Consider the following 22,540-nt stretch of genomic DNA (forward strand, 5'->3'; position numbering starts at 1 on the left):
GGAAAAATCGGAATGCGTAAGTGCGTAGGTGGCGTCATGACCGCCGCATTATGGGCATCCATCGTGCAGGCGGATACAACAGATAAATCAATACGGCCTCTGGCCCGACCATTGGTCGACAATATTCAACTGGCTTCGGCAGACGTGATGGTTTCGGTAAGGCCAGTATTGCGTCCTGAGGTCGAACATTATCGCGTATCTGCCGAAGGGAACGCGCGCTTTCAGGCTTGGCTTGGAGCGTTTCGCGAGCGGGCCCGCGCTCAAGGAATCTCGGCCCGGACGCTGGACCGAGCATTGGCCGGGGTGACCTATGACAGCGACATCATCAAACGAGATCGCAATCAGGCTGAGTTTTCAAAACCGATCTGGGAGTATCTGGATTCGGCAGTTTCAAAAACGCGGATTTCGAATGGACGCGCGGGCTTGGACCGGCATCGGGAAAATCTGACGCGGATAGAGGCGCAATATGGCGTTGAAAAAGAGGTTGTCACCGCTATTTGGGGGCTCGAAACCTCGTTCGGAACCTATCGGGGTGGCAAGCAAACTATCAGATCGCTCGCGACACTGGCCTTTGATGCACGGCGGGCGAGTTTCTTTGAATCCCAGCTTATCGCGGCCCTTCAGATCCTGCAGTCCGGGGACGTGGATGCTGTGAATATGGTCGGCAGTTGGGCCGGAGCGATGGGGCACACGCAGTTCATGCCGACCTCATTTCTGGATCACGCAGTAGATTTCGATGGCGATGGGCGGCGCGATATCTGGTCGGATGATCCAACTGATGCTCTGGCGTCAGCCGCCGCCTATCTGGCAAAGCATGGATGGACCAAAGGCCAACCATGGGGGGTAGAGGTCAAGTTACCATCCGGCTTTGATTATGCAGATGCAAGACGAGACGTTACACTGATGCCGTCAGAATGGGCGGCCCGAGGAGTTCTGGCGCACTCAGGCCAGGTGGTGCCCGACTATGGAAAAGCTGCAATTTTGTTGCCAGCGGGTGGCCGTGGTGTTGCTCTGATGATTTTCGATAATTTCAAGGTGATCGAGGCATACAATGGTGCCGATGCTTATGTGATCGGGATTGGGCATCTGTCTGACCGGCTTGCAGGCGGTGCTCCGTTTCAAGCCGAATGGCCACGTGGAGATCGCGTGCTGAGTTTTACCGAAAAGAAAGAGTTGCAGCGTCGGTTGACGCAGGCTGGGTTTGACACTCAAGGGATTGATGGTCGCACCGGTCCGAATACGATCAATGCGGTCCGAGCGTTCCAGGTCGCTCAAGGGCTGGTTCCGGACGGGTACCCGTCGCTCAGTCTGCTGGAGCGGATGCGTTGAAGGTAAGGGCGGACCAAATGGGCCGCCCTTTAATCGTGATTAGGACGCGGATTTCATCAATCCCCTGTTGTTGATTTCTTCCAATGCTTCGTCCAGCGATTTGTTAATGCGCACAAACATCTCATCGATGTCCTCAGGCGTCAGGATCAGGGGTGGCGAGATGATCATCCGGTCGCCCACGTGGCGCATGATCAGGTTGTTCGCAAAGCAGCGGTCGCGACAGATATACCCAATCGTGCCGGGTTCAGACGCAAATTTGGCGCGGCTGGATTTATCCGGTGTCAGCGCGATTGACGCCATCATTCCAACGATCTTAGCTTCGCCGACCAATGGGTGATCAACCAGTGCCTCCCATTTCTTCTTCAGATAGGGGGCCGCGACATCGCGGACATGATCCACAATTCCTTCTTCTTCCAGAATGCGCAGGTTTTCCAGCGCAACCGCAGCAGCAACGGGATGGCCGGAATATGTATAACCGTGGTTGAATTCGGTGTTGCCGATAACTTCGGCGATTTCATCATTTACGATAGACCCACCGATAGGCGCGTAGCCCGAGCTGAGGCCTTTGGCGATGGTCATGATGTGTGGTCTGATGCCGACAGTTTGTGACCCGAACCAATTCCCAGTCCGACCAAACCCGCAAATCACCTCATCTGCGATCAACAGGATATCGTATTTGTCGCAAATACGTTGGATTTCCGGCCAGTAAGTGTCTGGCGCAACGATAACACCACCCGCTCCCTGCACTGGCTCGGCGATGAAGGCTGCGACTCGGTTTTCACCAAGCTCTAGAATGGCCTCTTCCAATTCGCGCGCGCGGGCGAGGCCAAACTCTTCAGGGGCGAGGTCATCACCTTCGGCCCACCAGTTTGGTTGGTTAATGTGGTGAATATTTGGAATCGGGATGCCGCCTTGCGCATGCATTCCGGCCATACCACCCAGCGATGCGGATCCAACCGAAGAACCGTGATAGGCATTCTTGCGGCTGATGATGATATTCTTGTCCGGCTGACCTTTCTCAGCCCAATAGGTGCGAACCAGACGGATATTGGTATCATTGGCCTCGGACCCGCCAGCGGCGAAGAACACGTGGTTCAGATCACCGGGTGCAAGTTCAGCAAGCTTGGCGGCCAGTGCGATAGCCGGGATGTGGGTCGTTTTGAAGAACGTGTTGTAATACGGCAGTTCGCGCATTTGACGGGCGGCGGCGTCGGCCAGTTCATCGCGGCCATAGCCGATATTGACGCACCAGAGCCCGGCCATGGCATCCAGAATCTCTTCACCTTCGCTGTCGGTCAGATACACGCCGTTGGCGCGGGTGATTACACGTGCGCCTTCCTCACCCAGCGATCCATTTGCCGAGAACGGGTGAATGTGATGCGCCGCATCCAGCGCCTGCAATTCGGCGGTGGGCATGTGATTGGTGATAGTGGACATCGGCGATTCTCCTGCAAGCGTGATTGCAGGACAGAATATGATCAAATTTTACACTGTCAATCGAATCGCTGCATTCTAGGTGCCGGGCAGGGCATCGCCCATCATTCCCATACCTTGCTCAATGTCCTGTGCCGTTGCCAAAGCAGCCTTCTCCGCATCCTTATTGCGCAGTGCGACGATGATATCCTTATGTCTATCGGGTAGGCTTTGGGTGCCGAATCGACCGCAAACAATCCGCAATGAAGGGCCGAATCTCAACCACAGACGTTCGGCCAGGTCGACCAGAATCGGGGCATCGGCATGCGAATACAGTGCTTGATGAAAGGCGTGGTTTAATCGCAGATATCCGCCAACATCCCCATCTGTAATCATGAGGTCGAGCCGTTGATCCAGCTTCTCCAGATGGTCAATTTCGGTCGACGAAATGTTCCTGGTGGTACGCCTTGAAAGCTCTGTTTCTATTGATATTCTTGCAAAAATCATCTGTTCGATATCATTGGCAGATAATAAGGGTACGCTGACCCGTCGGTTGCCTTGAAAGATTAGGGCGCCGTCAGAAATTAGGCGTCGTATCGCCTCGCGCACCGGGGTCATGCCTACGCCCAACGAATCAGTCAGACCCTGAATCGTTACCGGCTGTCCTGGCACAAGATCACCAAACAGGATCTGCGATTTCAGAGTGCGATAGACCTGTTCATGCGCAGGGCGTTTTTCTTCATCATCCGGCTGTGTGCTCGCCTTATTTTTGATCAAATCCAAATGGTTTACCTCAATCCGCGCATTTCTATCTTGTCTGAATTTACACCTGTTCCGACCATAGGTGAAACCGCTGCAAAACGCAAAACTTGATCAAATCCAAAAAAAAGTGAAAATAGCCGCATAATCGCAGGGAGAAGACTATGAAACTAAAAACGCTGGGGATGACAGCGATCGTCGCATTGGGGACTTCGGCCGCTTTTGCCGAGGAAGTGCGTGTCTATAACTGGTCCGACTATATTGACGAGGAATTGCTGAGCAAATTCGAAGAAGAGACAGGCCTGACCCTGATCTATGACGTGTTTGATAGCAATGAGGTTCTGGAAACCAAAATGCTGGCCGGTGGGTCAGGTTATGATGTGGTTGTGCCTTCGGGAACGTTTTTACAACGCCAGATTCAAGCGGGCGCGTTCCAGGAACTCGACGCAGCCAAACTATCGAATGCAGGAAACCTGTGGGATGTGATTCAGGAGCGCACCGCAGGGTATGACCCCAACAACGCTTATTCGATCAACTACATGTGGGGAACCACCGGCATCGGCTTGAATGTTGACAAGGTCAAAGAAGTTCTGGGCGACGATGTTGCGCTCAACAGCATGGATCTGGTGCTGAAGCCTGAAAACATGGAAAAGCTGGCCTCGTGCGGTGTCCATTTCCTGGATGCACCCGCCGAGATCATTCCGATGGTGCTGCAATATATCGGCGAGGACCCGGATAGCCATGACACGGACGTCATTGCGAAAACCGAAGAGGTTCTGACCGGCGTGCGTCCATATGTGCAGAAGTTCCACAGCTCGGAATACATCAATGCGCTTGCCAACGGTGATATCTGTGTGGCCGTCGGTTGGTCAGGGGACATTCTGCAAGCTCGGGATCGTGCCGATGAGGCAGAAAATGGTGTGGTCATCGAATACCATCCATTCGCGGAAGGCTCGCTGATGTGGTTTGACCAGATGGCGATACCTGTTGATGCACCAAATCCGGAAGGTGCACACAAGTTTCTGGACTTTATTCTGGATGCCAACAACATGGCTGCCGCGTCGAACTATGTTTACTACGCCAACGGTAACAAGGCTTCGCAAGAGTTCCTGGAAGAGGACGTAATCGGAGATCCGGCGATCTATCCGGATGATACGACGATGCAGAATCTCTATATCACCACGCCTTATCCGGCAAAAACCCAGCGGGTGGTGACTCGTCTCTGGACCAAGGTGAAATCAGGCACCTGATCTGATTGATGCGCAAGGCAGACAAACTGCCTTGCGCCATATTTATCCTGACCGATTACCGGGGGCCACTTTGAACACTGAAGTCTTTGCGCCGTGGAACGACCCGCAGGCGAAACCCTTGATCCAGTTCCAGAACGTCACCAAACGATTTGGCGCATTCACCGCAATCGATAACCTTTCGCTGGATATCTATGAGCGTGAGTTCTTTGCTCTGCTTGGGCCGTCGGGCTGCGGAAAGACCACGATGATGCGGATGCTGGCCGGTTTTGAAACTCCGACCGATGGCCATATCCTTCTTGGGGGTCAGGATATCGATCCGATCCCGCCCAATAAGCGGGCGGTGAACATGATGTTTCAGTCTTACGCCCTGTTCCCTCATCTGAGCATCTGGGACAATATCGCTTTTGGTCTGCGTCGGGACAACATGCCCAAGCGCGATCTGGAAGAACGAGTTGAAGAGATGCTGCGCCTGACCCGCCTTGAGCAGTTTGCGCGCCGTAAGCCGCATCAGATCTCGGGCGGTCAACGCCAACGCGTGGCGCTGGCCCGGTCATTGGCCAAGGCGCCAAAACTGCTTTTACTCGACGAACCCTTGGGGGCGCTGGATAAGAAGCTGCGTCAAGATACCCAGTTCGAGTTGATGGATATTCAGGAAAAGACCGGCACGACCTTTGTCATCGTGACTCACGACCAGGAAGAGGCGATGACCGTTGCCAGCCGAGTGGCTGTCATGGATCAGGGAAAATTGATGCAAGTGGCGACACCCGATCGCATCTATGAGACACCGAATTCCGTCTATGTCGCAGATTTTATTGGCGACGTGAACATCATCGAAGGGCGCGCCACGGCACAAGGGGATGAAAACTATCGGATTGATTGGGCCGAGGGGCAACCTCCGCTCACAGCCTCAACTGCAACCCAATTGTCCGATGGGCAGGGCTGCCATCTGGCGATCCGTCCCGAGAAAGTCGCCATTTCAGCCGAGCGCCCCACAGATGCGATCAATGCGATCCAGGGCAAGGTGCATGACATCGCTTATCTGGGCAACCTGTCGACCTATCATGTTGAGCTGCCAGACGGCACGATCATCAAAGCACAAACGGCGAATACCCGTCGTATCTCGCGCCGCTCGTTTACTTGGGAAGACCCGGTCTGGCTGTCCTGGACAGCGACTGCCGCAGTCTTGTTGGAAAACTGATGCGTCGCGCTGTTCTGATCGCCATTCCCTATGTCTGGCTTCTGGCGCTGTTTCTGGTGCCGTTCTTTATCGTTCTGAAAATCTCACTTTCGGACACCGCGCTGGCCATTCCACCTTACACGCCGACATTGGATTTCTCTGAGGGCTGGACAGGCATTAAGAACTTCTTCAGCCAGCTTGATCTTGAGAATTTCGTTTGGCTGACCGAGGACGATCTATACTGGAAAGCTTACCTTTCCAGCGTCAAAATCGCCCTGATTTCAACAATTCTTACGCTGATTGTCGGCTACCCGATCGCCTACGCGATGGCGCGCGCGCCTGAAGAATGGCGGCCCACATTCATGATGTTAGTCATCTTGCCCTTCTGGACGTCATTCCTGATCCGGGTCTACGCGTGGATGGGCATTCTCAGCAATGAGGGCTATCTGAACCAACTGCTGCTGTGGACGGGCATTATCTCAACCCCGCTGACCATTCTTAACACCAATACGGCGGTCTATATTGGCATCGTCTACACTTATTTGCCCTTCATGATTCTGCCGATTTACTCGTCTCTAGAACGTATGGACGGGTCGCTGATCGAAGCCGCCGAAGACCTTGGGTGTTCGCGCATGCAGGCTTTCTGGTTGATCACAATCCCTCTGTCACGTCCGGGTATCATCGCGGGTTGTTTTCTTGTGATGATCCCGGTGATTGGTGAGTTCGTGATCCCGTCGCTTCTGGGTGGCTCCGGAACTCTGATGATCGGTAAGGTTCTTTGGGAAGAGTTTTTCTCGAACCGCGACTGGCCGGTCGCTAGTGCGGTTGCCGTGGTTTTGCTACTGATCCTTGTGATTCCGATCGTGCTGTTCCAGCGCAACCAGCAAAAGCAGACGGAGGCTGAACAATGAGCAGACTCAGCTGGTTCAACACGGTGTCGCTGACGTTGGGGTTCGCGTTCCTGTATATCCCAATGATCATCCTGATCATCTTCAGTTTCAACGAAAGCAAACTTGTCACCGTCTGGGCAGGGTTTTCAACCAAATGGTACGGAGAGCTGGTTCAGAACGAGGCGTTCCTTGACGCGGCATGGGTTACACTGCGGGTTGCTGTGTTCTCGTCGACTTTGGCGACGATCCTTGGCACGGCAGCGGCATATGTTTTGGTGCGTGGCGGGCGGTTTTTTGGACGAACGCTATTTTCGGGGATGATCTACGCCCCTCTGGTGATGCCAGAGGTGATAACGGGCCTGTCTCTGCTGCTGTTGTTCATCGGGATCGGGTTGGATCGGGGGATTCTAACCATCGTTCTGGCTCATACGACATTTTCCATGTGCTTCGTTTCGGTTGTCGTCTCTTCGCGCCTTGTTACATTTGATCGGTCGCTGGAAGAGGCCGCGCTGGATTTGGGGTGCTCGCCGGCGCAGGCTTTTCGTCTAGTGACGTTGCCGATCATTGCGCCCGCCGTTGTTTCCGGCTGGTTGTTGGCGTTTACCTTGTCGCTTGATGATCTAGTCATTGCGTCCTTCACCTCAGGACCATCCGCCACGACACTTCCCATTAAGATTTTCTCGGCTGTGCGTCTGGGTGTCAGTCCAGAAATCAACGCGTTGTCGACGCTTATGATCGCTGTGGTAACGGTGGGTGTCATCACCGCATCATTGGTGACCAAACGCGCGATGATGCGGCAAAAGCAGGATGAACAAGCCGCGGCGCGCACCGAATGAAGCGAATCTTTTCGGATTACGCCTACAGTGCGGCCCCTCGTTCAGGATGCTGGTGGGACGAGACGATCGCGGCACCTGATTGGCCTAAGCACCAAGGAGAGCTGAAGGTCGATGTTGCCATAATCGGCGGTGGGTTCACGGGCCTATCTGCAGCGCTGCATTTAGCGAAAGAGGGCGTATCGGTTGCTGTGTTCGAGGCGAACTCTCCGGGCTGGGGCGCATCAGGGCGAAACGGAGGATTCTGCTGTCTGGGTGGTTCGAAGCTCAGTGAAGCCACTCTCAGACGTCGTTACGGTGCAATTGAGGCAGCAGCATATTTTCAGGCTGAAAAAGACGCAGTGTCGTTGGTTGCCGATCTTCTGGCGCGTCATGAAATCGATGCGGACAGGCACTCGCGGGGTGAAACTCAACTGGCCCATTCCAAGCGAGCGATGGCACGACTACGTCAAAGCGTCGCCTCAGAAGGCCAGCTGCATGAGCAGCATGAACTGGCAGATTTAGGGTTGGGAGGCGCGTTCTTTGGCGGATACACAACGCCTATCGGCTTTGGTTTGAACCCTCGTAAGTACCTTTTTGGTTTGGCCAGCGCAGCGCAGGCTGAGGGTGCAAAGTTGTACCAACACAGCCCGGTTCAGAAGATATGCAAAACCGCGCAAGGCTTTGATCTGCATACACCCACCGGTCATGTTCAGGCTTCGAACGTGCTAACCTGCACAAATGGGTATTCCAGCGAGGATTTACCCCAATGGATGGCTGCGCGCTATATGCCGACGCAATCGACGGCTTTTGTCACACGCGTTCTGACCCAAGACGAATTACAGGCTCAAGGCTGGACTTCGGATCAGATCGCATATGACACGCGCAACCTGCTGCATTATTTCCGGTTGATGCCCGATAGGCGGTTTCTGTTCGGAATGCGTGGGGGATTGATGTCGTCACCCCGTGCCGAATCGCGCATTCGGCAAAAGGCGTTGCAGGATTTCAGATACTTGTTTCCTGCGTGGGCCTCAGTTGACGTTACGCATATCTGGTCCGGTATGGTCTGCCTGTCCCGCGCCCTCGTGCCATTTGCGGGTCCGGTTCCGGATCAAGCCGGGTTGTTTGCGGGCTTTGCATATCACGGCAACGGCGTTGCTATGGGGACATATTGTGGCCGAGCCCTCGCCCGGATGGTCCTCGGGCAACCAAGCGAGCTCCCTTTGCCGATCAAGCAACCGCCAGCTCGTTTTCCATTGGGAAGATGGCGCCGTGCCTTAATGCCGCCAGCCTATGCATTGCTTGGGCTTGCAGATCTATAAGGCTTGGATTTCCAATTCAAAGGCCCGAACATATTCAGGTGATCCGTTTTCGACCCGCCACAGACAATATGCCGCCATTCGCCAGCCATACCAAGAGCGCAGAGATAAGTATCGCGCAGTAACTTGGTGCCGATCATAGGCGGTTAGAAAGCTCGCTACCTCCGCCTCCGACAGAGGTGCACCGCGATAAAGATGCTGCATCGCGGGCGATAAAAATATCGCCAAGTCTTCACATGGGTCACCCGAGGCCGGACATTGCCAGTCGATGAGTGTCAGCCCGGCTGATGATTGCAGAATGTTGCCCGCCACCGGGTCACCATGGATAAGACATCGTTCGGCAAGAGGTGGTATTTGCCCCCGCGGTTTCAACGCGATCAGCCGCTGCGCCTCAGCGTTCTGGCAACTGCGCAAGATTTGCTCAGCATGGCATCTCAGATCCTCGCTGCCATTGCAGCCAGTGGGGAGGTCCAGATTTATCGATAGACTGTGGAGTCGCCTCAGCAGAACCGCGACGTTTTCGACGCCTTCGCGCCATGGATTGCCTGGTGCATGATCGTAATAAACCCAGCTCGCCTTCTCGAAAGACCCGGTTGCCCGAAGATTGGGCACGAAGCCGGTGCTGTTGAGTGCGCGCAAGCAGTTCGCCTCAAGTCTAGCGTCGTTGCGAAACAACGGATTCTGAAACGGTGCGCGATACAGCTTGAGGACCGCGTCGCTGTGATCCGACAGTACCTTCCACACCTGATTTGTACGCCCACCGTACAGCACCTGGAATTGGGCTCGAACATCAATCAGCCCTTGAGAATGTAGCTGGGCAACCAGCTTTGGCGGAGGTGGGATTTGGTCAGACAGGGAAGTTACCAGATTGAGCAGCGAGTCGATTTTGCCAAGCTTTGACCTGCGCCGCCCAACAGATCAAGCACCTGTTCGGATTTGAGTAACCTCATCCGCAGATACTTCTGCCCCGCTTTCGAGCTTTAACATGACCGCGCCGTCACCCACGTGGGCCTCAACAACACGGCCAAAGGCGGCAGTGGGAGTTTCAGTTAGCAGTTTGTCTCCACTAAAGCTCGCGAGAGTCGCAGAGTAGCTCCCTGCCAGAAACGCGGTGCCGGTACTGTCAACACCGTGCCATTCGAATTCGGTTTCATTGACGGGCACGGTAATTCGGTCGACCACGTCGCCCTGCGTGTTGCGGATGATCAGTTCAGCTCTGGTTGCATCAGGAGCTGCACTGGCAAAGAGCGTAACGGGCTGATTTTCAAACTGAAATGGTGTGGCAACTTGAACATCCATACCAACCCAACTGGCAAGCTGGTTTAGATTGACCGATCCCAACGTCAAAGCCAGACCAGATAAAAGTTCATTTGCCTTGACCTGTTGCTCGACCATCGAAAACTGCGCGAGCTGCGAGGCATATTCTGATGAGTCCAATGGTTCCAGCGGATCCTGGTTTCGTGCCTGTGCCGTCAGCATGCGCAGGAATGTCTCGAAATCCGACGACAGAGCAGAACGTTGCGCGTTGCTGGGTACACCTGAGGTGGCGATTGGGTTTGCGGTTGAACTCGACGGGGTGATCATCGCTTAAAGCCTCACATCAAGGCCACCACGCGGGCCGGATTGAACTATTGGTGGAGTATGAGTCTCATCAACAGCGAGCTCCGGTGTGTCAGAGAACTGCTGCGCCTCGGGATCTTTTTCTTGCTCTGCTGTGTTACCGGACAGGCCCAGATCAAGTGACATACCTTGGTATCCAAGTTTATCGAATTCAGCGGATAACAGCGCGATGTGCCGCCGCATCAAATCAAGCGTTTCTGGCCGTTCCGTCATGATCATCAGATGCAACCCATCTTCACGGTTGGTTAATGTGATCGAGACGCGGCCCAGTTCCTCGGGGTTGAGGGCGATGTCTACGCCCTGAGCTCCAGGCCTTGCTGAGATGACGGCTGCTAATTGGCCCGCAATGGCGCGGGCATATTCGGCGCGATGGGGTATCAATGGTGTTGTGCCCATGGTTTCCCGCTGGATGGGCACAGATGTCGCTTCCTTTAGTGTCGGCATATCGAGAATCTCGTAGTCTGTTACGGGTTCGCGGATTGCATCTGCGGAAGTTATTTTTGTGGCTTGGGTCGATATCAGAACACTAGTGGCGCTAGCTGTTTGCTGCTGCGAGACCGCTTTAAGTACCGACGCGATCGGTGTGTCTAAATCCGGGCGGATGCCGACTTCGGCCGAATTTCCAGACTGAATTGGGCGTGCATTCGAATTCGGGCTGATCCCGTACGGACCTAGCGTCCGTGTGAGCACCCGTTTTTCAACTTTATCGGATTTTTGTTCCGGCGCTGCCGGGATTTCGGACGCTGCCGGGGTGGTCGAACCTATTGTTGTCGACCTATTTGTCTGATCGGTTGGTGAAGTGGATATGTTCTGATTAGACACCGGTCCTACAGCGGGCGAGGGTGCCGCTATTTCCGACTGTCCCGGCGCTTGCAATTCGCTGTCCGCAATCGTCAACAGTTGCGGAAACGCAGCCTCGGGATTTGGCAACTCCTCATCACCGTTTTGGGATAGTGGTTCCTCATTAGTTCTAACAGAGTCGTTGATTTCGACATCCGGCTGTTCTTCTACTGCGACTTTCTGTTTTGAAATTGTTGGCAAGCTCTCAGGATCGTTCAACTCGGCCTCTTCGTTCATGACGTCCTCAAAGGCCTGAGCTCCCTTGTTCTCACGCGCTCCCCCGTGCTGGGCATCGGATTTGCCTCCTGTGGTGGTTGAGGCCGTCAAAACGGTCAGCGGGTTGGACATTTCTTGCTCCGGCTGTGTTTGTTTGACCCGGACTCTGACCTCAGGAAGTTACAATTATTTTAACTGCTTTCCTCTTTGATCATGAAAGTTCGAAGCAATTTACGGAGAATCCAATGTCGATATCAGCGATTGGAGCAACGACGCCGGCCGCTCAAGCTTCAGATAAGCTTAGAGCTGCCTCAATCGAGCTTGAGGCGACCTTTCTCGCTGAGACGTTGAAATCCGCGGGCCTTGGGCAGGCGCGGCAATCGTTCGGAGGAGGCGCAGGTGAAGATCAGTTTTCTTCGTTTCTAATTCAGCAGCAGGCCCAGCAGATGGCCCGCGCTGGTGGAATTGGTCTGTCAGAGGTTCTCTTTAATGCAATGATGGAGAAGGCCGATGGGTGAAAATCCGATAAAGGCGTTGGAGGATCTGCTGGATCAGGAGCGTAAGGCATTGATAGGCGGCGATCTTGACGACCTGAACCGATTGGCACCTGAAAAGGAAGACCTGATTGATGCTCTCAACGGCCTGAAAGTCATTGATAGCGACGACCTTGTTCGTGTTCAGATGAAAGTCGCGCGTAATCAGGCACTATTGACCAGTGCAGCCGAGGGCATCCGCGCCGTTGCTGAACGCATGTCGGAACTGCGTCGCGTGCGTCAGGAGTTCAGTACTTATGACGCGGCGGGTCAGCGGAATGGGTATTCGGTGCGCTTGCAGGCAAAGCTGGAGAAGCGTGCATAAGGCTGGGTTTGATTCAAATCCAAAGCTTTGGATTTATTCGTCTTAGCACTCCGTTAGGGGATCAGGGTCAAAGTTGGGATTGCACCTGGAACAGCAGGTGGCGCGAAGGCCACAGGGCGCGACGCAAAGGTCAGAACGACGGAATGCCCGCCGGTTCGGTGGGTCCAACATGGGCGTCGAAGGCGCTCGAACGCAAAGAGGATGACAAATATGTCCAGCATTCTGACGAACAATGGCGCAATGGTTGCGCTGCAAACTCTCAAATCCGTAAACAAGAACCTTGCGATGACGCAGAACGCGATTTCGACCGGTAAAGATGTGGCGACGGCCAAGGACAACTCTGCCGTCTGGGCTATTTCCAAAGTGATGGAATCGGACGTTAAGGGTTTCAACGCCATCAAAGACAGCCTGGCGCTGGGTGAATCCACAGTGGCAGTTGCACGGAACGCTTCGGAAACGGTTACAGATCTGCTGAACCAGATGAAAGGCAAGATTGTTGCGGCACAGGAAGACAATGTCGACCGCGGCAAGATCAATGACGATGTGACGGCATTGCGGGACCAGATCGCATCGGTCGTAGGCGCGGCGCAATTCAATGGTCTAAACCTAGTCGATGGGTCGGCAGGTACAGCATCCATTCTTGCGTCGCTGGACCGTGATAGCGCTGGAAACGTAAATGCATCATCGATTTCGGTCGCGAGCCAGGATTTGTCGACCGGCGGCTATGCGTCGAAGGGGGTTCTGGCGGGGTCGGATAACGTAACCACCGACAATGATGCGGCCGGGTTCACAATGGATAAGTCCGGCGGTTCGGGTGATATCGTTATCGACAGCTCGACTGACAACTTTGCTGCTGGTGACCAGGTGTCGATTACCATCGGTGACAAAGTTGCTTCCTATACGGTTCAAGCTGGAGATCTGGACCCGTCGGGCACCTACGACTCAGCTTATACTGATGCGATTGTCGCAGTTGGGTTGAAGAACCAGATTGATGCCTTGGGTATTACCGGTGTGGCTATCGACTATGACTCCAGCGCGGCGGGTACGCTTTCATTCGTTACCGGGACTGCGACAGCGGGTGCTGACGCAGATCGCGATGTGACCGTTTCGGCGCAATTCACCAATGCCGGAGCAGGCGGTTTGGGTGCGTTGTCGTCGATTGACGTATCGACCGATGCAGGTGCCGCGGCAGCACTAGGAACCATCGAGACACTGATCAACACCGCGATTGATGCATCGGCCGCATTTGGTTCGTCGCAGGGCCGGATTGAAACCCAGAAAGAGTTCATCTCGAACCTGGCGGACTCGTTCAAATCCGGTATTGGTTCATTGGTCGACGCCGACATGGAAGAGACGTCGGCCCGGTTGCAGGCTCTGCAGGTGCAACAACAGCTGGCGACGCAGTCTCTTTCTATTGCGAACCAGGCTCCGCAGTCCATCCTGTCGCTGTTCCGCTAATTCAGGAACTCAGCCGGGGCGCGCGCGCCGTGCTCCGGCCTTAACTGCCCGCTGATGGACAATCGGAAGGATTTCAAGTGACTCCGCAAACGCTCGCCCAACGCGCTTATGCGCAATCTGCTGCACCGACGCGAACGCCCCGGGATACGGAATATGAGGCGATATCCAAAATCACACACCGTCTGAAGTCTGCGGCAGCACGCAGGGAAACGGATTTTAGCGCCTTCGTCCAGGCATTGCATGAAAACCGCCGGTTATGGAGCGTGTTGGCGACCGATGTTGCGGATGCTGATAATGCACTGCCGAACAATCTGCGGGCTCGAATATTTTATCTCGCTGAATTCACGGAACAACACAGCAGCCAGGTGTTGGGAAATAAAGCGACAGTAGAGCCGCTGCTTGAAATCAACATGGCAGTCTTGCGAGGACTACGTCAAATGAGGGGGAATTGATGGGCGGTCTGGTGCTAAAGCTTGCCCCAAAAGAGCGGGTTCTGATCAACGGTGTCGTCATCGAAAATGGTGACCGCCGCAGCAGATTTTCCATCATGACACCGCAAGCCAATGTTCTGCGTCTGCGCGATGCTATTCACCCTGAAGAGGTGAACACTCCAGTGCGTCGTGTCTGCTATGCAGCACAGCTTGTGCTGTCTGGTGACACAGAACCCGATCAGGCGCGTCAGCAGTTGCTGCGACGCGTAGAGGAGTTGAGCCAGGTCTTTACAGATACCGATAGCCGCCGGGTGTTGGCTGATGCCACAGAAGCGTTGGTGGCCGAGCAATACTATAAGTGCCTAAAAGCGTTGCGCTCTCTATTACCACGAGAAGAGCGGTTGATGGCGTATGAGCAATGACCTTTCAACCGGTCGTACCCACCGGTGGAATTGTGGGCTGGCGATTTCTTCAGCGGACGTATGACGCGCAATTGCAAAGTTTTTCAAACTCGTCGATTAATGAGCGTGAGACAACGTATTTTCTGAAAAACATAGGAAATGTTCGCTCGGCTGAAGATCTGGTTGCTGATCGTCGCTTGCTACAGATCGCCTTGGGTGCCTTTGGCCTCGAAGATGATCTGAACAATCGGTTTTTTATACAAAAGATCCTGTCGGACGGTACTCAGGCGGAGGATGCATTGGCGAACAGGTTGGCTGACAACCGATATCGTGACTTTGCAAAAGCTTTTGGATTGGGGCCGGGTGAGATTCCAAAGACGGGTTTGGTCAGCGCGATGGAGAAGATCGCCGAAGATAATATGGCCGCCCGGTTCGAAATATCGGTTGGTGAATCCGATGAATCGGTGCGTATCGCATTATTCACGCAGCATGCCTTGCGCGAGATAGCTCAACAAGGTGGTAGTGAGAACAGAAAATGGTTCGACCTTATGGGATTGCCACCATTGCGCAACATGATGGAAACGGCATTAGGCCTGCCCAGATCATTTGCACAGTTGGATTTAGACAAACAACTTGAAGTCTTTAAGGATCGGTTGCAACGCGCCACCGGATCCTCGAATCTGGCGCAATTTACGGACATAGAAGCCGTCGAAATTTTGACGGATACCTATCTAGCCCGCAGCCAGATCGTGCAATTCCAGAGTGTAACTTCTCCTGCGCAGACGGCGTTGATCCTGCTGGGTGGCGGGTTTTGATACTAAATTTTGGATGTCGGACGGAGTTCGATCTGGGTCAGAAATCGCCAAAGCTCTGAAGCGTGAATTCGAGTGTGGTAAAGACCTGGCTTCGGCAACTAGGTGTTCAGATCTTTCGACGCGTCGTATCCGCTAACAATTTAAGAATCCGGTTAGATATCTGCAGAAGCTTGCAGTGCAAAAGAACTAATCGGTTGCGAAACGTTATGCAGCTTGATCTCTCCTAACGGGATGGCCTGTTTACAGGCGGGCTCGATATCGTGGGATACAACGATTCTGTGACCGGCTGTTTTGCCATATTCCCCTAGTCTGGCGGCGATATTCGCCGCTTGTCCGATCACTGTGAAATCCAGCCGCTCTTGTGAGCCTACATTGCCGTAAGTAACACGACCATAGGCGACGCCGATTGAGCAGTCGCAATGATAATCATTTTCGCCGTTGCGAAGCTCAGCCAGTTTCTCGACGATCTCAATCGCCGAGAGCTGCGCGTTGGTCCGGGCTTTAGCGGCGTCGTCACCCGCCGGGAAAACAGCCAATACCGCGTCGCCGATGAATTTCAACACTTCTCCATCATGGTCGTGCACGATCCCCGATACTGTTTCGAAGAACGCGTTCAACAAATCGATGTATTCATCGCGGCCCAACGTCTCTTCGAGCGCGGTTGAGTTGCGCAGATCGCAAAACATAATAGCCGCATCTATATCATCACCATCACCTCGGCGGATTTCACCGCCCAAAACCCGAGCGCCCGATCGTTTGCCAACATAGGTTTCAAGCAAAACCTGGGCGTTTTCGCGCTGCATGAAGACCTCGTAGAAGCGCGCGATTACGGAAGAGCACTCAAAAACCAGGCCAAGGTTTTCTGTTGTGAATCCATCTGGGTGATCACTGGTCAGGGTCAGGACGTTTATTCGCCCATCTGAAAAGGGTAGTGGCATGGCAACATAGTCTGTTGCCCCTTTCGCGCGCAGATCTTCGATGATCGGAAAACTGTTATGCGGATTTTCGTTGTTCAGGCGTTGACGCACGCCGCCCAGTCCGTTTGAGACGTGGCGCAGGGGGCTATTGGTAAAGGCAGGGTGATCGTGGATCTCGTAGGTCGGGGTGTGGGTCGAAATCTCGGCCGTGTCCTTTTCCCAGATGTAGTGTTTGCCTGCGATCAACGGGTGCAGCGACCAGACCAGGATGCTAAGGCGTTGTATTGCGATGCCGTGTTCCAGCATTTTCTCGGCCAGTGCTTTGGTGAAAGCATCGGGTGTTGCGATATCCGACGCTCCGCGCATCAACCAGTCGATCAAAGGCCCGCTGATATTGCCGTCATCGGGTTGCCGAAGTTGGTTTTCTCCAAGGTCGATCCGCGTCGCCGTGTTGGGCATAAAGCCGATATGTCCTTGAATGGCTGCGCTTTCGGGAAAGGCATCTTCATAGGCCCAGATCGAGTTACTCAGGTGCTCTTCCGGCAGGCTGATGTCGTGATAGGTTGCGGTGCCCTTGAACGGACAGAATGTTTGCAACTCAGTCTCGGGGCTGAGTTCGACGCACAGGTCTTCACGCGGGATGTAAACCGAAGGGGGCAGCCGCGTTTCATACATGACCTTGGCGTTATGGCTTTCGGCGAGCAGGATATCACCACGGTAGATCGCAATCCGCCCTTTTAACGGTTCAACCGAAATACCATAGCCTTTGACATTTGGTGTGGCATGGACGTTCATCTGCAACCTCCCCTGGCCAAGCCCTTATATGATGGGCCTTCAGGGTGACGATTCCAAGATGCGAACACAGATTTTACCGCAATGAAGCAGTCAGACCATCTGAATTACGTCTTTTTCGATCGACAACATGTAGCCTTTTTTGGCGATGTTTTTCACCAGCAATTCACTGACCATCTGATTGCCGAGTGCGTCCCTTAGGCGTTTGATACGGGTGGCCCCAGCGGCTTCTTCGCAATCGACCACGTTCCGCCCTGAAATCATGGCTTCGATCTGCGCTCCGGACAGAACTTCGTCATCCAGCCGGGATTCGGCTAATACCGACAGGGTTTCCATTGCTGCGGGAGTTAGCCTGAAATCCATGTTGTTGAGGTAAACCGTGTTTTCCTCGCGGCTGATCAGCAGCGAGGTCACCTGAATCCCGGTCCGCTCAATCTGCGCCATGCGGCGATTCAGCAGGACTAGCATCACCAGAAACACCAACGCGGTAATCAGCATGGCGCTGGCAAAGACCAGCAGCACGAAGATCACCATGCGATAGCTGGACAGCGTATCGGCGAATGCTGTGCCGGATTGGGCCAATATTTCCAGCAGGCGGATTTCGGATTGTGAGGTCAGGTCAGACTCGACAAACAACCGCTCGACGCGCGCGTTGAAAGCGTTCGCATCCGGTAGCGTCCAGAACAGGAAAACCGCTGCAGTCACCAGGATCGCGACGATTGCCGCTATCCCCAGACCAACCAGCCGAACCCCCGAGCGACGCGCTTCAGTAACGGAGATAGAATTTTCCGGCATTGGCCTTCCTTTGATCCAATCCATTCGCCTCAAAAACGGTCATCACGTTCAGCAGGGTCCAGCCGTTTGATTTCAGCCGCTTTGCGACTTCGTTCCGGGCCGAGCCCTTATCGCAGCTTGAGACTTGCATGACGCCATAGTGCAGGCGCAAGGGATTGTCCTGCTTGGCTTTGTAGTCGGCAAAGCAATCTGCCGCGACGGCCTGCGACCCAACCGATATCAGGGCCGTCAGAGCCAGAGAAGAGAGGATCTGTTTCATGGGCTGCATCCTGCGCATGGGTTGGGCGGATATTCAATAACCTCAGGGGGTTTGCGGCGCTGATATTGGATAACAGATTGCCGTTATTGCTTGTCTGGAGGGGGTGGTCGCAGTGTCGGGTTATCAGTTTCGCGGTCCGTCACGGGCCTGCCCCATCATCCGAAAGGACACGTATCATGCACCGGAAATTTATTGCTCTGATCATAGCCGCCGCCGTCGCCATCACCGGGATCTCAGCGTCACAGGCACGGGCGGCAGATACCAGGGATATTCTCGGAGGACTGGCTGCAATCGCGATCATTGGTGCGGCGGTCAATCACTACCATCAAGAGAAGAAGCGTGACGAAGAGGCCGAGCGCCGCAAGCGTCATAAGAAGGCTGAAGCCAAGGCGGAAAAGGCTAGGAAAAAACATGCTGTTCGCCCGCTGCCAAAGCGGGTTGCGCGTTATGACTTGCCGCAGCGCTGTCTCCGCACGTTCGATGCCTATTCGAAAAAGCGTCCGCTGCTTGGGCCGAACTGCCTGAAGAAGCACTATAAACATGCCGATAGCCTGCCACACCAATGCAAGGTTGGTTTCTGGAATGGTAAAAGGGTAAAACGGGCATACGAACCCGCCTGCCTGCGCCAGAAAGGATACCGCGTCGTTTACCAGTAACCGGTTTCGAGCAGGAGTGGCGCCATAGAAGCGCCACGCGGGAGAGGGTGGCGCAAGCTGCCCTCTTCTTTTTTCTTGCGCCCGGCAAGGAAACGCGGTTTGCCAATGGTATGACGACACCTGATTTCGAACTCGAACGGGCTTTGCTGGCGCGCGGATACACCCGAATTGCCGGGGTGGATGAGGTTGGGCGTGGCCCATTGGCCGGGCCGGTTGTTGCGGCAGCGGTGGTATTGAATCCGCAGGATATTCCGGACGGGTTGAACGATTCAAAAAAACTGACGGCCAAACGTCGCGTTGGTTTGGATGAGACATTGCGCAATCGGGCAGAGGTCGCGGTGGCCGAAGCCACAGTCGCCGAGATAGATGAGCACAACATCCTACGTGCCTCTCATCTAGCGATGGTGCGTGCGGTCGCGGCCCTCGACCCGGCACCGGATTTTCTGCTGATCGATGGGAATATGATTCCGCGCGGGATGAAACTACCCTCGCAAGCTGTGGTGAAGGGTGACGCTCGATCGATGTCGATTGCGGCAGCGTCGATCATTGCGAAAATCTGGCGTGATCAATTGATGGTGGATTTGGCGCAACAGCATCCCGGCTACGGGTGGGAGGCAAATGCCGGATATCCGACAAAACAGCACCGCGAGGCGCTGCGAAATCTCGGGGTGACCCCACACCATAGACGTTCGTTCAAACCGGTCCACAATATCTTGTATCAAGAGTAAATCGTAAGTTGCTGATTCAAAAAAGAAATTGACGGCGAATCATCTTTGAATCATCCTTGTCTCAACCAAATGAGCGCAAAAGCGCCGTGGAACTGAGGCAGTGATATGACCACAATCAAGACGAAGGGCGCAACCGCGCTCCCTTTAAACACGATTCTATCCGGGGACTGCATCGAGGCGATGAACAGTCTGCCCGAGGCGTCGGTTGACCTGATTTTTGCGGACCCCCCGTATAATCTGCAGCTGAAAGGCCAGTTGCACCGGCCAGACAACTCTCAGGTCGATGCGGTCGATGATCACTGGGATCAATTCTCAAGCTTTGGCGCCTACGACCAGTTCACGCGTGAATGGCTGAAAGCGGCGCATCGTTTGCTGAAACCCAATGGCGCGATCTGGGTGATTGGGTCTTATCACAACATTTTCCGCGTGGGTTCCGCCCTGCAGGATGCGGGCTATTGGATTCTGAATGATGTGGTTTGGCGAAAATCGAACCCGATGCCGAATTTCCGCGGCAAGCGCTTCACCAATGCGCATGAGACGATGATCTGGGCCTCCAAACGTGAGGGTGCGAAATACACGTTTAACTACGAAGCGCTGAAAGCGCTGAATGAAGGCGTACAGATGCGCAGCGATTGGGTGCTGCCGATCTGCACCGGGCACGAGCGCTTGAAGGATGAAAATGGCGACAAGGCGCATCCGACACAGAAACCGGAATCACTGCTGCATCGTGTTTTGATTGGCTCGACTAATCCGGGTGACGTTGTGCTGGATCCTTTTTTTGGCACTGGCACCACAGGTGCTGTTGCGAAAATGCTGGGGCGTGAGTTCATCGGTATCGAGCGCGAAGAAAGCTATCGCAAGGTAGCTGAAAAGCGCATCGCCAAGGTCCGTAAATTCGACCGCGAGGCGCTGGAAGTCAGCGCCAGCAAACGCGCCGAGCCGCGCGTGCCCTTTGGCCAATTGGTCGAACGCGGCATGCTGCGTCCGGGTGAGGAGCTTTATTCCATGAACCAGCGCCACAAGGCCAAGGTACGCGCGGATGGGACGTTGGTAGGCGACAACGTCAAGGGCTCGATCCATCAAGTGGGGGCGCATCTTGAAAACGCGCCGTCCTGCAATGGCTGGACTTACTGGTGCTTCAAACGCGATGGCAAGACTGTGCCGATTGATGTGCTGCGTCAGCAGATCCGATCAGAGATGCATAGCTGATTTACTCAATACCGCCGGTGCCTGTGGCCTGACACAAGGCACTAAGCCTTGCCCCGCCGTTTTGGCGGGGTCTTTGTTTTCCTCTATAGGATGATTGCATAGGGTAGCCCCTGACAGCGCATATGGGAGACCGATGCAATGACCGAGACAACCGCCAGTCAATCTCGTCTGAGCAGACTGTTCTTCACGCAGCCGGACAATTATGACCTAGACAACAAGTACACCGAAGCTGCGCTGGAGCGAAATAAGCGTGAGGGTTTGGAGCTTGCCGTTCGGGCGCGTTGGATCGCAATGGCCTTTACGGCACTATTGCTGATTTACTTGAATCCCCACTGGGAGGTTCTCTGGTACCATTTCATTCTGTTGCTGATCTGCGCCAATGGTTGGCTGATCCGACGTGCGGGGCGCGTTGGTCAATCCCGAACAGAGCTATTTTTGATCTTCATTGATTTGCTGATCATGACATTGGGTATGATCGTTCCTAACCCGTTCAGCGACGACGTGCGGCCGCTGGCAATGCAGTATCGGTTCGACAACTTCCAGTATTTCTTCATCATTCTGGCTGCAGGAACTCTTGCCTATTCCTGGCGTACCGTCATCGCGATTGGAACTTGGACGGCGTTAATGTGGACAGCTGGTTGGGTGATCGCATGGTGGGTCTCCACGCCGATACCAGGGATCAGCGAACGCGTATCCGAGGCCTTGGCAGGTTATCCAGACGTCGCAGAATTCATGGATCCCAACAGTTTCATGTCGACGCTTCGTATTCAGCAGGTGATTGTTTTTGTCATGGTTGCAGTGACGCTTGGTGTTTCGATGCGGCGCCTCAATCGCTTGTTGATGTCGAATGCCGGGCTTGAACGTGAGCGCGCGAACTTGTCGCGCTATTTCTCTCCGAATGTGGTTGATGAGCTCAGCCAGAACGATGAGCCTTTGAAGCAGGTCCGCAAAGAAGACATCGCGGTTCTTTTCATCGACATCGTTGGGTTCACCAAATTTTCTGCGGGGCGCGATCCGTATGAGGTTATCGAGGTCTTGCGCGGGTTCCATGCGCGGATGGAGACAGAGGTGTTTCGCCATCATGGAACGCTAGACAAGTATCTGGGAGACGGATTGATGGCTACGTTTGGCACACCGCTGCCGGGTGAATTGGATGCGAGCAATGCATTGGCTTGTGCCCGGTCGATGGTCGATATGATCGACCGCTGGAATATTGATCGCAAACGCGCCGGTGAGGCAGAGATTCAGATCGGAGTAGGGGTTCACTATGGCTCAGTTGTCCTGGGTGATATCGGAGCGAACCGGCTGGAGTTCGCTGTGATAGGCGATGCGGTAAATGTTGCTGCAAAGCTTGAGGCCATGACGCGCGAATGCGCTGCCCGCATAATTGTCAGCGATGCATTGCGCACCCAAGCGTTGCAAGAAACACCGAACTCAGAAGACTTGATGGCAGGATTTGAACAGCGGCCGGATCAGACGGTGCGAGGTGTCGCCGCCCCGATGGATTTTTGGGTTCTCCAAAAATAGGGGCTCCCGCCTGTCAGAACCGCATCAAAGATGCGATTTCTTCCTGTTGGGCGGGGCAGCATGCTGGCG

Annotated in this window: 25 protein-coding genes; 16 read left to right on the forward strand and 9 right to left on the reverse strand. The window is 54.4% G+C overall.

Translation table 11 applies throughout. From position 1 onward, the window contains the following. Positions 1-12 precede the first annotated feature (12 nt). Positions 13-1,329 carry a lytic murein transglycosylase gene (locus tag ACR0DU_RS12290; RefSeq protein WP_480874922.1) on the forward strand — a complete coding sequence of 439 codons (1,317 nt, stop codon included), beginning with the start codon at positions 13-15 and terminating at the stop codon, positions 1,327-1,329. A gap of 39 nt (positions 1,330-1,368) precedes the next feature. On the opposite strand, the gene ACR0DU_RS12295 is transcribed toward ACR0DU_RS12290, so the two are convergent. Beyond that, positions 1,369-2,766 carry an aspartate aminotransferase family protein gene (locus ACR0DU_RS12295; RefSeq protein ID WP_480874925.1) on the reverse strand — a complete coding sequence of 466 codons (1,398 nt, stop codon included), beginning with the start codon at positions 2,764-2,766 and terminating at the stop codon, positions 1,369-1,371. A gap of 75 nt (positions 2,767-2,841) precedes the next feature. Then, the gene (locus tag ACR0DU_RS12300) at positions 2,842-3,525 is read right to left on the reverse strand and encodes a GntR family transcriptional regulator (protein ID WP_170780874.1); all 684 of its coding nucleotides are present in this window, start codon (positions 3,523-3,525) and stop codon (positions 2,842-2,844) included. A gap of 140 nt (positions 3,526-3,665) precedes the next feature. Here ACR0DU_RS12300 and ACR0DU_RS12305 point away from each other — a divergent pair, with 140 nt between their 5' ends. The 5 genes from ACR0DU_RS12305 (at position 3,666) to ACR0DU_RS12325 (ending at position 8,952) form a co-directional block, all read left to right on the forward strand. Beyond that, entirely contained in the window at positions 3,666-4,751 is a 1,086-nt protein-coding gene (locus ACR0DU_RS12305) for a polyamine ABC transporter substrate-binding protein (RefSeq protein WP_010440724.1), read from the forward strand. Between the two features lie 70 nt (positions 4,752-4,821). After that, positions 4,822-5,949 carry an ABC transporter ATP-binding protein gene (locus ACR0DU_RS12310; protein ID WP_480874928.1) on the forward strand — a complete coding sequence of 376 codons (1,128 nt, stop codon included), beginning with the start codon at positions 4,822-4,824 and terminating at the stop codon, positions 5,947-5,949. Then, positions 5,949-6,839 carry an ABC transporter permease subunit gene (locus ACR0DU_RS12315; RefSeq protein WP_010440728.1) on the forward strand — a complete coding sequence of 297 codons (891 nt, stop codon included), beginning with the start codon at positions 5,949-5,951 and terminating at the stop codon, positions 6,837-6,839. Before ACR0DU_RS12310 ends, ACR0DU_RS12315 begins: the two co-directional genes overlap by 1 nt. Beyond that, positions 6,836-7,654 (forward strand): ABC transporter permease, encoded by an 819-nt coding sequence (locus ACR0DU_RS12320; RefSeq protein ID WP_170780872.1) that lies wholly within the window; start codon positions 6,836-6,838, stop codon positions 7,652-7,654. The genes ACR0DU_RS12315 and ACR0DU_RS12320 overlap by 4 nt, the downstream gene beginning before the upstream one ends. Beyond that, positions 7,651-8,952, forward strand: a complete 1,302-nt coding sequence (locus ACR0DU_RS12325) for an NAD(P)/FAD-dependent oxidoreductase (RefSeq protein ID WP_480874931.1) — start codon at positions 7,651-7,653, stop codon at positions 8,950-8,952. The genes ACR0DU_RS12320 and ACR0DU_RS12325 overlap by 4 nt, the downstream gene beginning before the upstream one ends. Here the strand turns inward: ACR0DU_RS12325 and ACR0DU_RS12330 are convergent. The 3 genes from ACR0DU_RS12330 to ACR0DU_RS12340 form a co-directional block, all read right to left on the reverse strand. Further along, positions 8,947-9,720, reverse strand: coding sequence for a phosphotransferase (locus tag ACR0DU_RS12330; RefSeq protein ID WP_480874933.1), 774 nt, complete (start codon positions 9,718-9,720; stop codon positions 8,947-8,949). The genes ACR0DU_RS12325 and ACR0DU_RS12330 overlap by 6 nt on opposite strands. 147 nt (positions 9,721-9,867) lie before the next feature. After that, a complete protein-coding gene (locus tag ACR0DU_RS12335; RefSeq protein ID WP_480874935.1) occupies positions 9,868-10,533 on the reverse strand; it encodes a flagellar hook capping FlgD N-terminal domain-containing protein in 666 nt (221 codons plus the stop codon). Between the two features lie 3 nt (positions 10,534-10,536). After that, positions 10,537-11,757, reverse strand: coding sequence for a flagellar hook-length control protein FliK (locus ACR0DU_RS12340; RefSeq protein ID WP_480874937.1), 1,221 nt, complete (start codon positions 11,755-11,757; stop codon positions 10,537-10,539). 113 nt (positions 11,758-11,870) lie between these two features. Here ACR0DU_RS12340 and ACR0DU_RS12345 point away from each other — a divergent pair, with 113 nt between their 5' ends. Next, positions 11,871-12,143, forward strand: a complete 273-nt coding sequence (locus ACR0DU_RS12345) for a rod-binding protein (protein ID WP_480456572.1) — start codon at positions 11,871-11,873, stop codon at positions 12,141-12,143. Next, a complete protein-coding gene (locus ACR0DU_RS12350; protein WP_170545305.1) occupies positions 12,136-12,483 on the forward strand; it encodes a flagellar export chaperone FlgN in 348 nt (115 codons plus the stop codon). Before ACR0DU_RS12345 ends, ACR0DU_RS12350 begins: the two co-directional genes overlap by 8 nt. Before the next feature lie 53 nt (positions 12,484-12,536). Here the strand turns inward: ACR0DU_RS12350 and ACR0DU_RS12355 are convergent, their stop codons facing one another. Further along, positions 12,537-12,704, reverse strand: coding sequence for a hypothetical protein (locus ACR0DU_RS12355; RefSeq protein ID WP_162096913.1), 168 nt, complete (start codon positions 12,702-12,704; stop codon positions 12,537-12,539). On the opposite strand from ACR0DU_RS12355, the gene ACR0DU_RS12360 reads away from it, so the two are divergent. From ACR0DU_RS12360 to ACR0DU_RS12375, 4 genes are all read left to right on the forward strand, one after another. Further along, entirely contained in the window at positions 12,694-13,941 is a 1,248-nt protein-coding gene (locus ACR0DU_RS12360) for a flagellin (RefSeq protein ID WP_170545302.1), read from the forward strand. The two genes, ACR0DU_RS12355 and ACR0DU_RS12360, sit on opposite strands and share 11 nt — an antisense overlap. 77 nt (positions 13,942-14,018) lie before the next feature. Then, positions 14,019-14,393, forward strand: a complete 375-nt coding sequence (gene flaF, locus ACR0DU_RS12365) for a flagellar biosynthesis regulator FlaF (RefSeq protein ID WP_170771591.1) — start codon at positions 14,019-14,021, stop codon at positions 14,391-14,393. Continuing rightward, a complete protein-coding gene (gene flbT, locus ACR0DU_RS12370) occupies positions 14,393-14,794 on the forward strand; it encodes a flagellar biosynthesis repressor FlbT (protein WP_170780864.1) in 402 nt (133 codons plus the stop codon). Before flaF ends, flbT begins: the two co-directional genes overlap by 1 nt. Continuing rightward, entirely contained in the window at positions 14,791-15,588 is a 798-nt protein-coding gene (locus ACR0DU_RS12375; RefSeq protein ID WP_480874940.1) for a DUF1217 domain-containing protein, read from the forward strand. Before flbT ends, ACR0DU_RS12375 begins: the two co-directional genes overlap by 4 nt. Positions 15,589-15,740: 152 nt before the next feature. Here ACR0DU_RS12375 and ACR0DU_RS12380 read toward each other — a convergent pair whose 3' ends face one another. From ACR0DU_RS12380 to ACR0DU_RS12390, 3 genes are all read right to left on the reverse strand, one after another. Continuing rightward, the gene (locus ACR0DU_RS12380) at positions 15,741-17,300 is read right to left on the reverse strand and encodes a DUF427 domain-containing protein (protein ID WP_480874941.1); all 1,560 of its coding nucleotides are present in this window, start codon (positions 17,298-17,300) and stop codon (positions 15,741-15,743) included. 90 nt (positions 17,301-17,390) lie between these two features. Continuing rightward, positions 17,391-18,092 carry a winged helix-turn-helix domain-containing protein gene (locus tag ACR0DU_RS12385; RefSeq protein WP_319545446.1) on the reverse strand — a complete coding sequence of 234 codons (702 nt, stop codon included), beginning with the start codon at positions 18,090-18,092 and terminating at the stop codon, positions 17,391-17,393. Next, positions 18,064-18,351 (reverse strand): hypothetical protein, encoded by a 288-nt coding sequence (locus tag ACR0DU_RS12390; protein ID WP_170476327.1) that lies wholly within the window; start codon positions 18,349-18,351, stop codon positions 18,064-18,066. Before ACR0DU_RS12390 ends, ACR0DU_RS12385 begins: the two co-directional genes overlap by 29 nt. A gap of 176 nt (positions 18,352-18,527) precedes the next feature. Here ACR0DU_RS12390 and ACR0DU_RS12395 point away from each other — a divergent pair, with 176 nt between their 5' ends. From ACR0DU_RS12395 to ACR0DU_RS12410, 4 genes are all read left to right on the forward strand, one after another. Continuing rightward, complete coding sequence (locus ACR0DU_RS12395; protein WP_319545444.1) at positions 18,528-19,007, forward strand: hypothetical protein; 480 nt, start codon at positions 18,528-18,530, stop codon at positions 19,005-19,007. Between the two features lie 110 nt (positions 19,008-19,117). Further along, positions 19,118-19,735, forward strand: a complete 618-nt coding sequence (locus ACR0DU_RS12400) for a ribonuclease HII (RefSeq protein WP_170476321.1) — start codon at positions 19,118-19,120, stop codon at positions 19,733-19,735. Positions 19,736-19,840: 105 nt separating this feature from the next. Next, entirely contained in the window at positions 19,841-20,944 is a 1,104-nt protein-coding gene (locus tag ACR0DU_RS12405; protein WP_170476318.1) for a site-specific DNA-methyltransferase, read from the forward strand. Between the two features lie 138 nt (positions 20,945-21,082). Then, complete coding sequence (locus ACR0DU_RS12410) at positions 21,083-22,471, forward strand: adenylate/guanylate cyclase domain-containing protein (RefSeq protein ID WP_480874945.1); 1,389 nt, start codon at positions 21,083-21,085, stop codon at positions 22,469-22,471. Positions 22,472-22,540 lie beyond the last annotated feature (69 nt).

This window comes from Ruegeria sp. G2 (assembly GCF_056533505.1).

What these genes read in the sequence shown, in the direction of transcription:
- ACR0DU_RS12290 (WP_480874922.1), top strand. Translation starts at nt 13, where the DNA reads ATGCGTAAGTGCGTAGGTGGCGTCATGACCGCCGCATTATGGGCATCC.
- ACR0DU_RS12295 (WP_480874925.1), bottom strand. Translation starts at nt 2,766, where the DNA reads ATGTCCACTATCACCAATCACATGCCCACCGCCGAATTGCAGGCGCTG.
- ACR0DU_RS12305 (WP_010440724.1), top strand. Translation starts at nt 3,666, where the DNA reads ATGAAACTAAAAACGCTGGGGATGACAGCGATCGTCGCATTGGGGACT.
- ACR0DU_RS12315 (WP_010440728.1), top strand. Translation starts at nt 5,949, where the DNA reads ATGCGTCGCGCTGTTCTGATCGCCATTCCCTATGTCTGGCTTCTGGCG.
- ACR0DU_RS12320 (WP_170780872.1), top strand. Translation starts at nt 6,836, where the DNA reads ATGAGCAGACTCAGCTGGTTCAACACGGTGTCGCTGACGTTGGGGTTC.
- ACR0DU_RS12325 (WP_480874931.1), top strand. Translation starts at nt 7,651, where the DNA reads ATGAAGCGAATCTTTTCGGATTACGCCTACAGTGCGGCCCCTCGTTCA.
- ACR0DU_RS12335 (WP_480874935.1), bottom strand. Translation starts at nt 10,533, where the DNA reads ATGATCACCCCGTCGAGTTCAACCGCAAACCCAATCGCCACCTCAGGT.
- ACR0DU_RS12340 (WP_480874937.1), bottom strand. Translation starts at nt 11,757, where the DNA reads ATGTCCAACCCGCTGACCGTTTTGACGGCCTCAACCACCACAGGAGGC.
- ACR0DU_RS12345 (WP_480456572.1), top strand. Translation starts at nt 11,871, where the DNA reads ATGTCGATATCAGCGATTGGAGCAACGACGCCGGCCGCTCAAGCTTCA.
- ACR0DU_RS12350 (WP_170545305.1), top strand. Translation starts at nt 12,136, where the DNA reads ATGGGTGAAAATCCGATAAAGGCGTTGGAGGATCTGCTGGATCAGGAG.
- ACR0DU_RS12360 (WP_170545302.1), top strand. Translation starts at nt 12,694, where the DNA reads ATGTCCAGCATTCTGACGAACAATGGCGCAATGGTTGCGCTGCAAACT.
- ACR0DU_RS12355 (WP_162096913.1), bottom strand. Translation starts at nt 12,704, where the DNA reads ATGCTGGACATATTTGTCATCCTCTTTGCGTTCGAGCGCCTTCGACGC.
- flbT (WP_170780864.1), top strand. Translation starts at nt 14,393, where the DNA reads ATGGGCGGTCTGGTGCTAAAGCTTGCCCCAAAAGAGCGGGTTCTGATC.
- ACR0DU_RS12375 (WP_480874940.1), top strand. Translation starts at nt 14,791, where the DNA reads ATGACCTTTCAACCGGTCGTACCCACCGGTGGAATTGTGGGCTGGCGA.
- ACR0DU_RS12380 (WP_480874941.1), bottom strand. Translation starts at nt 17,300, where the DNA reads ATGAACGTCCATGCCACACCAAATGTCAAAGGCTATGGTATTTCGGTT.
- ACR0DU_RS12385 (WP_319545446.1), bottom strand. Translation starts at nt 18,092, where the DNA reads ATGCCGGAAAATTCTATCTCCGTTACTGAAGCGCGTCGCTCGGGGGTT.
- ACR0DU_RS12390 (WP_170476327.1), bottom strand. Translation starts at nt 18,351, where the DNA reads ATGAAACAGATCCTCTCTTCTCTGGCTCTGACGGCCCTGATATCGGTT.
- ACR0DU_RS12395 (WP_319545444.1), top strand. Translation starts at nt 18,528, where the DNA reads ATGCACCGGAAATTTATTGCTCTGATCATAGCCGCCGCCGTCGCCATC.
- ACR0DU_RS12400 (WP_170476321.1), top strand. Translation starts at nt 19,118, where the DNA reads ATGACGACACCTGATTTCGAACTCGAACGGGCTTTGCTGGCGCGCGGA.
- ACR0DU_RS12405 (WP_170476318.1), top strand. Translation starts at nt 19,841, where the DNA reads ATGACCACAATCAAGACGAAGGGCGCAACCGCGCTCCCTTTAAACACG.
- ACR0DU_RS12410 (WP_480874945.1), top strand. Translation starts at nt 21,083, where the DNA reads ATGACCGAGACAACCGCCAGTCAATCTCGTCTGAGCAGACTGTTCTTC.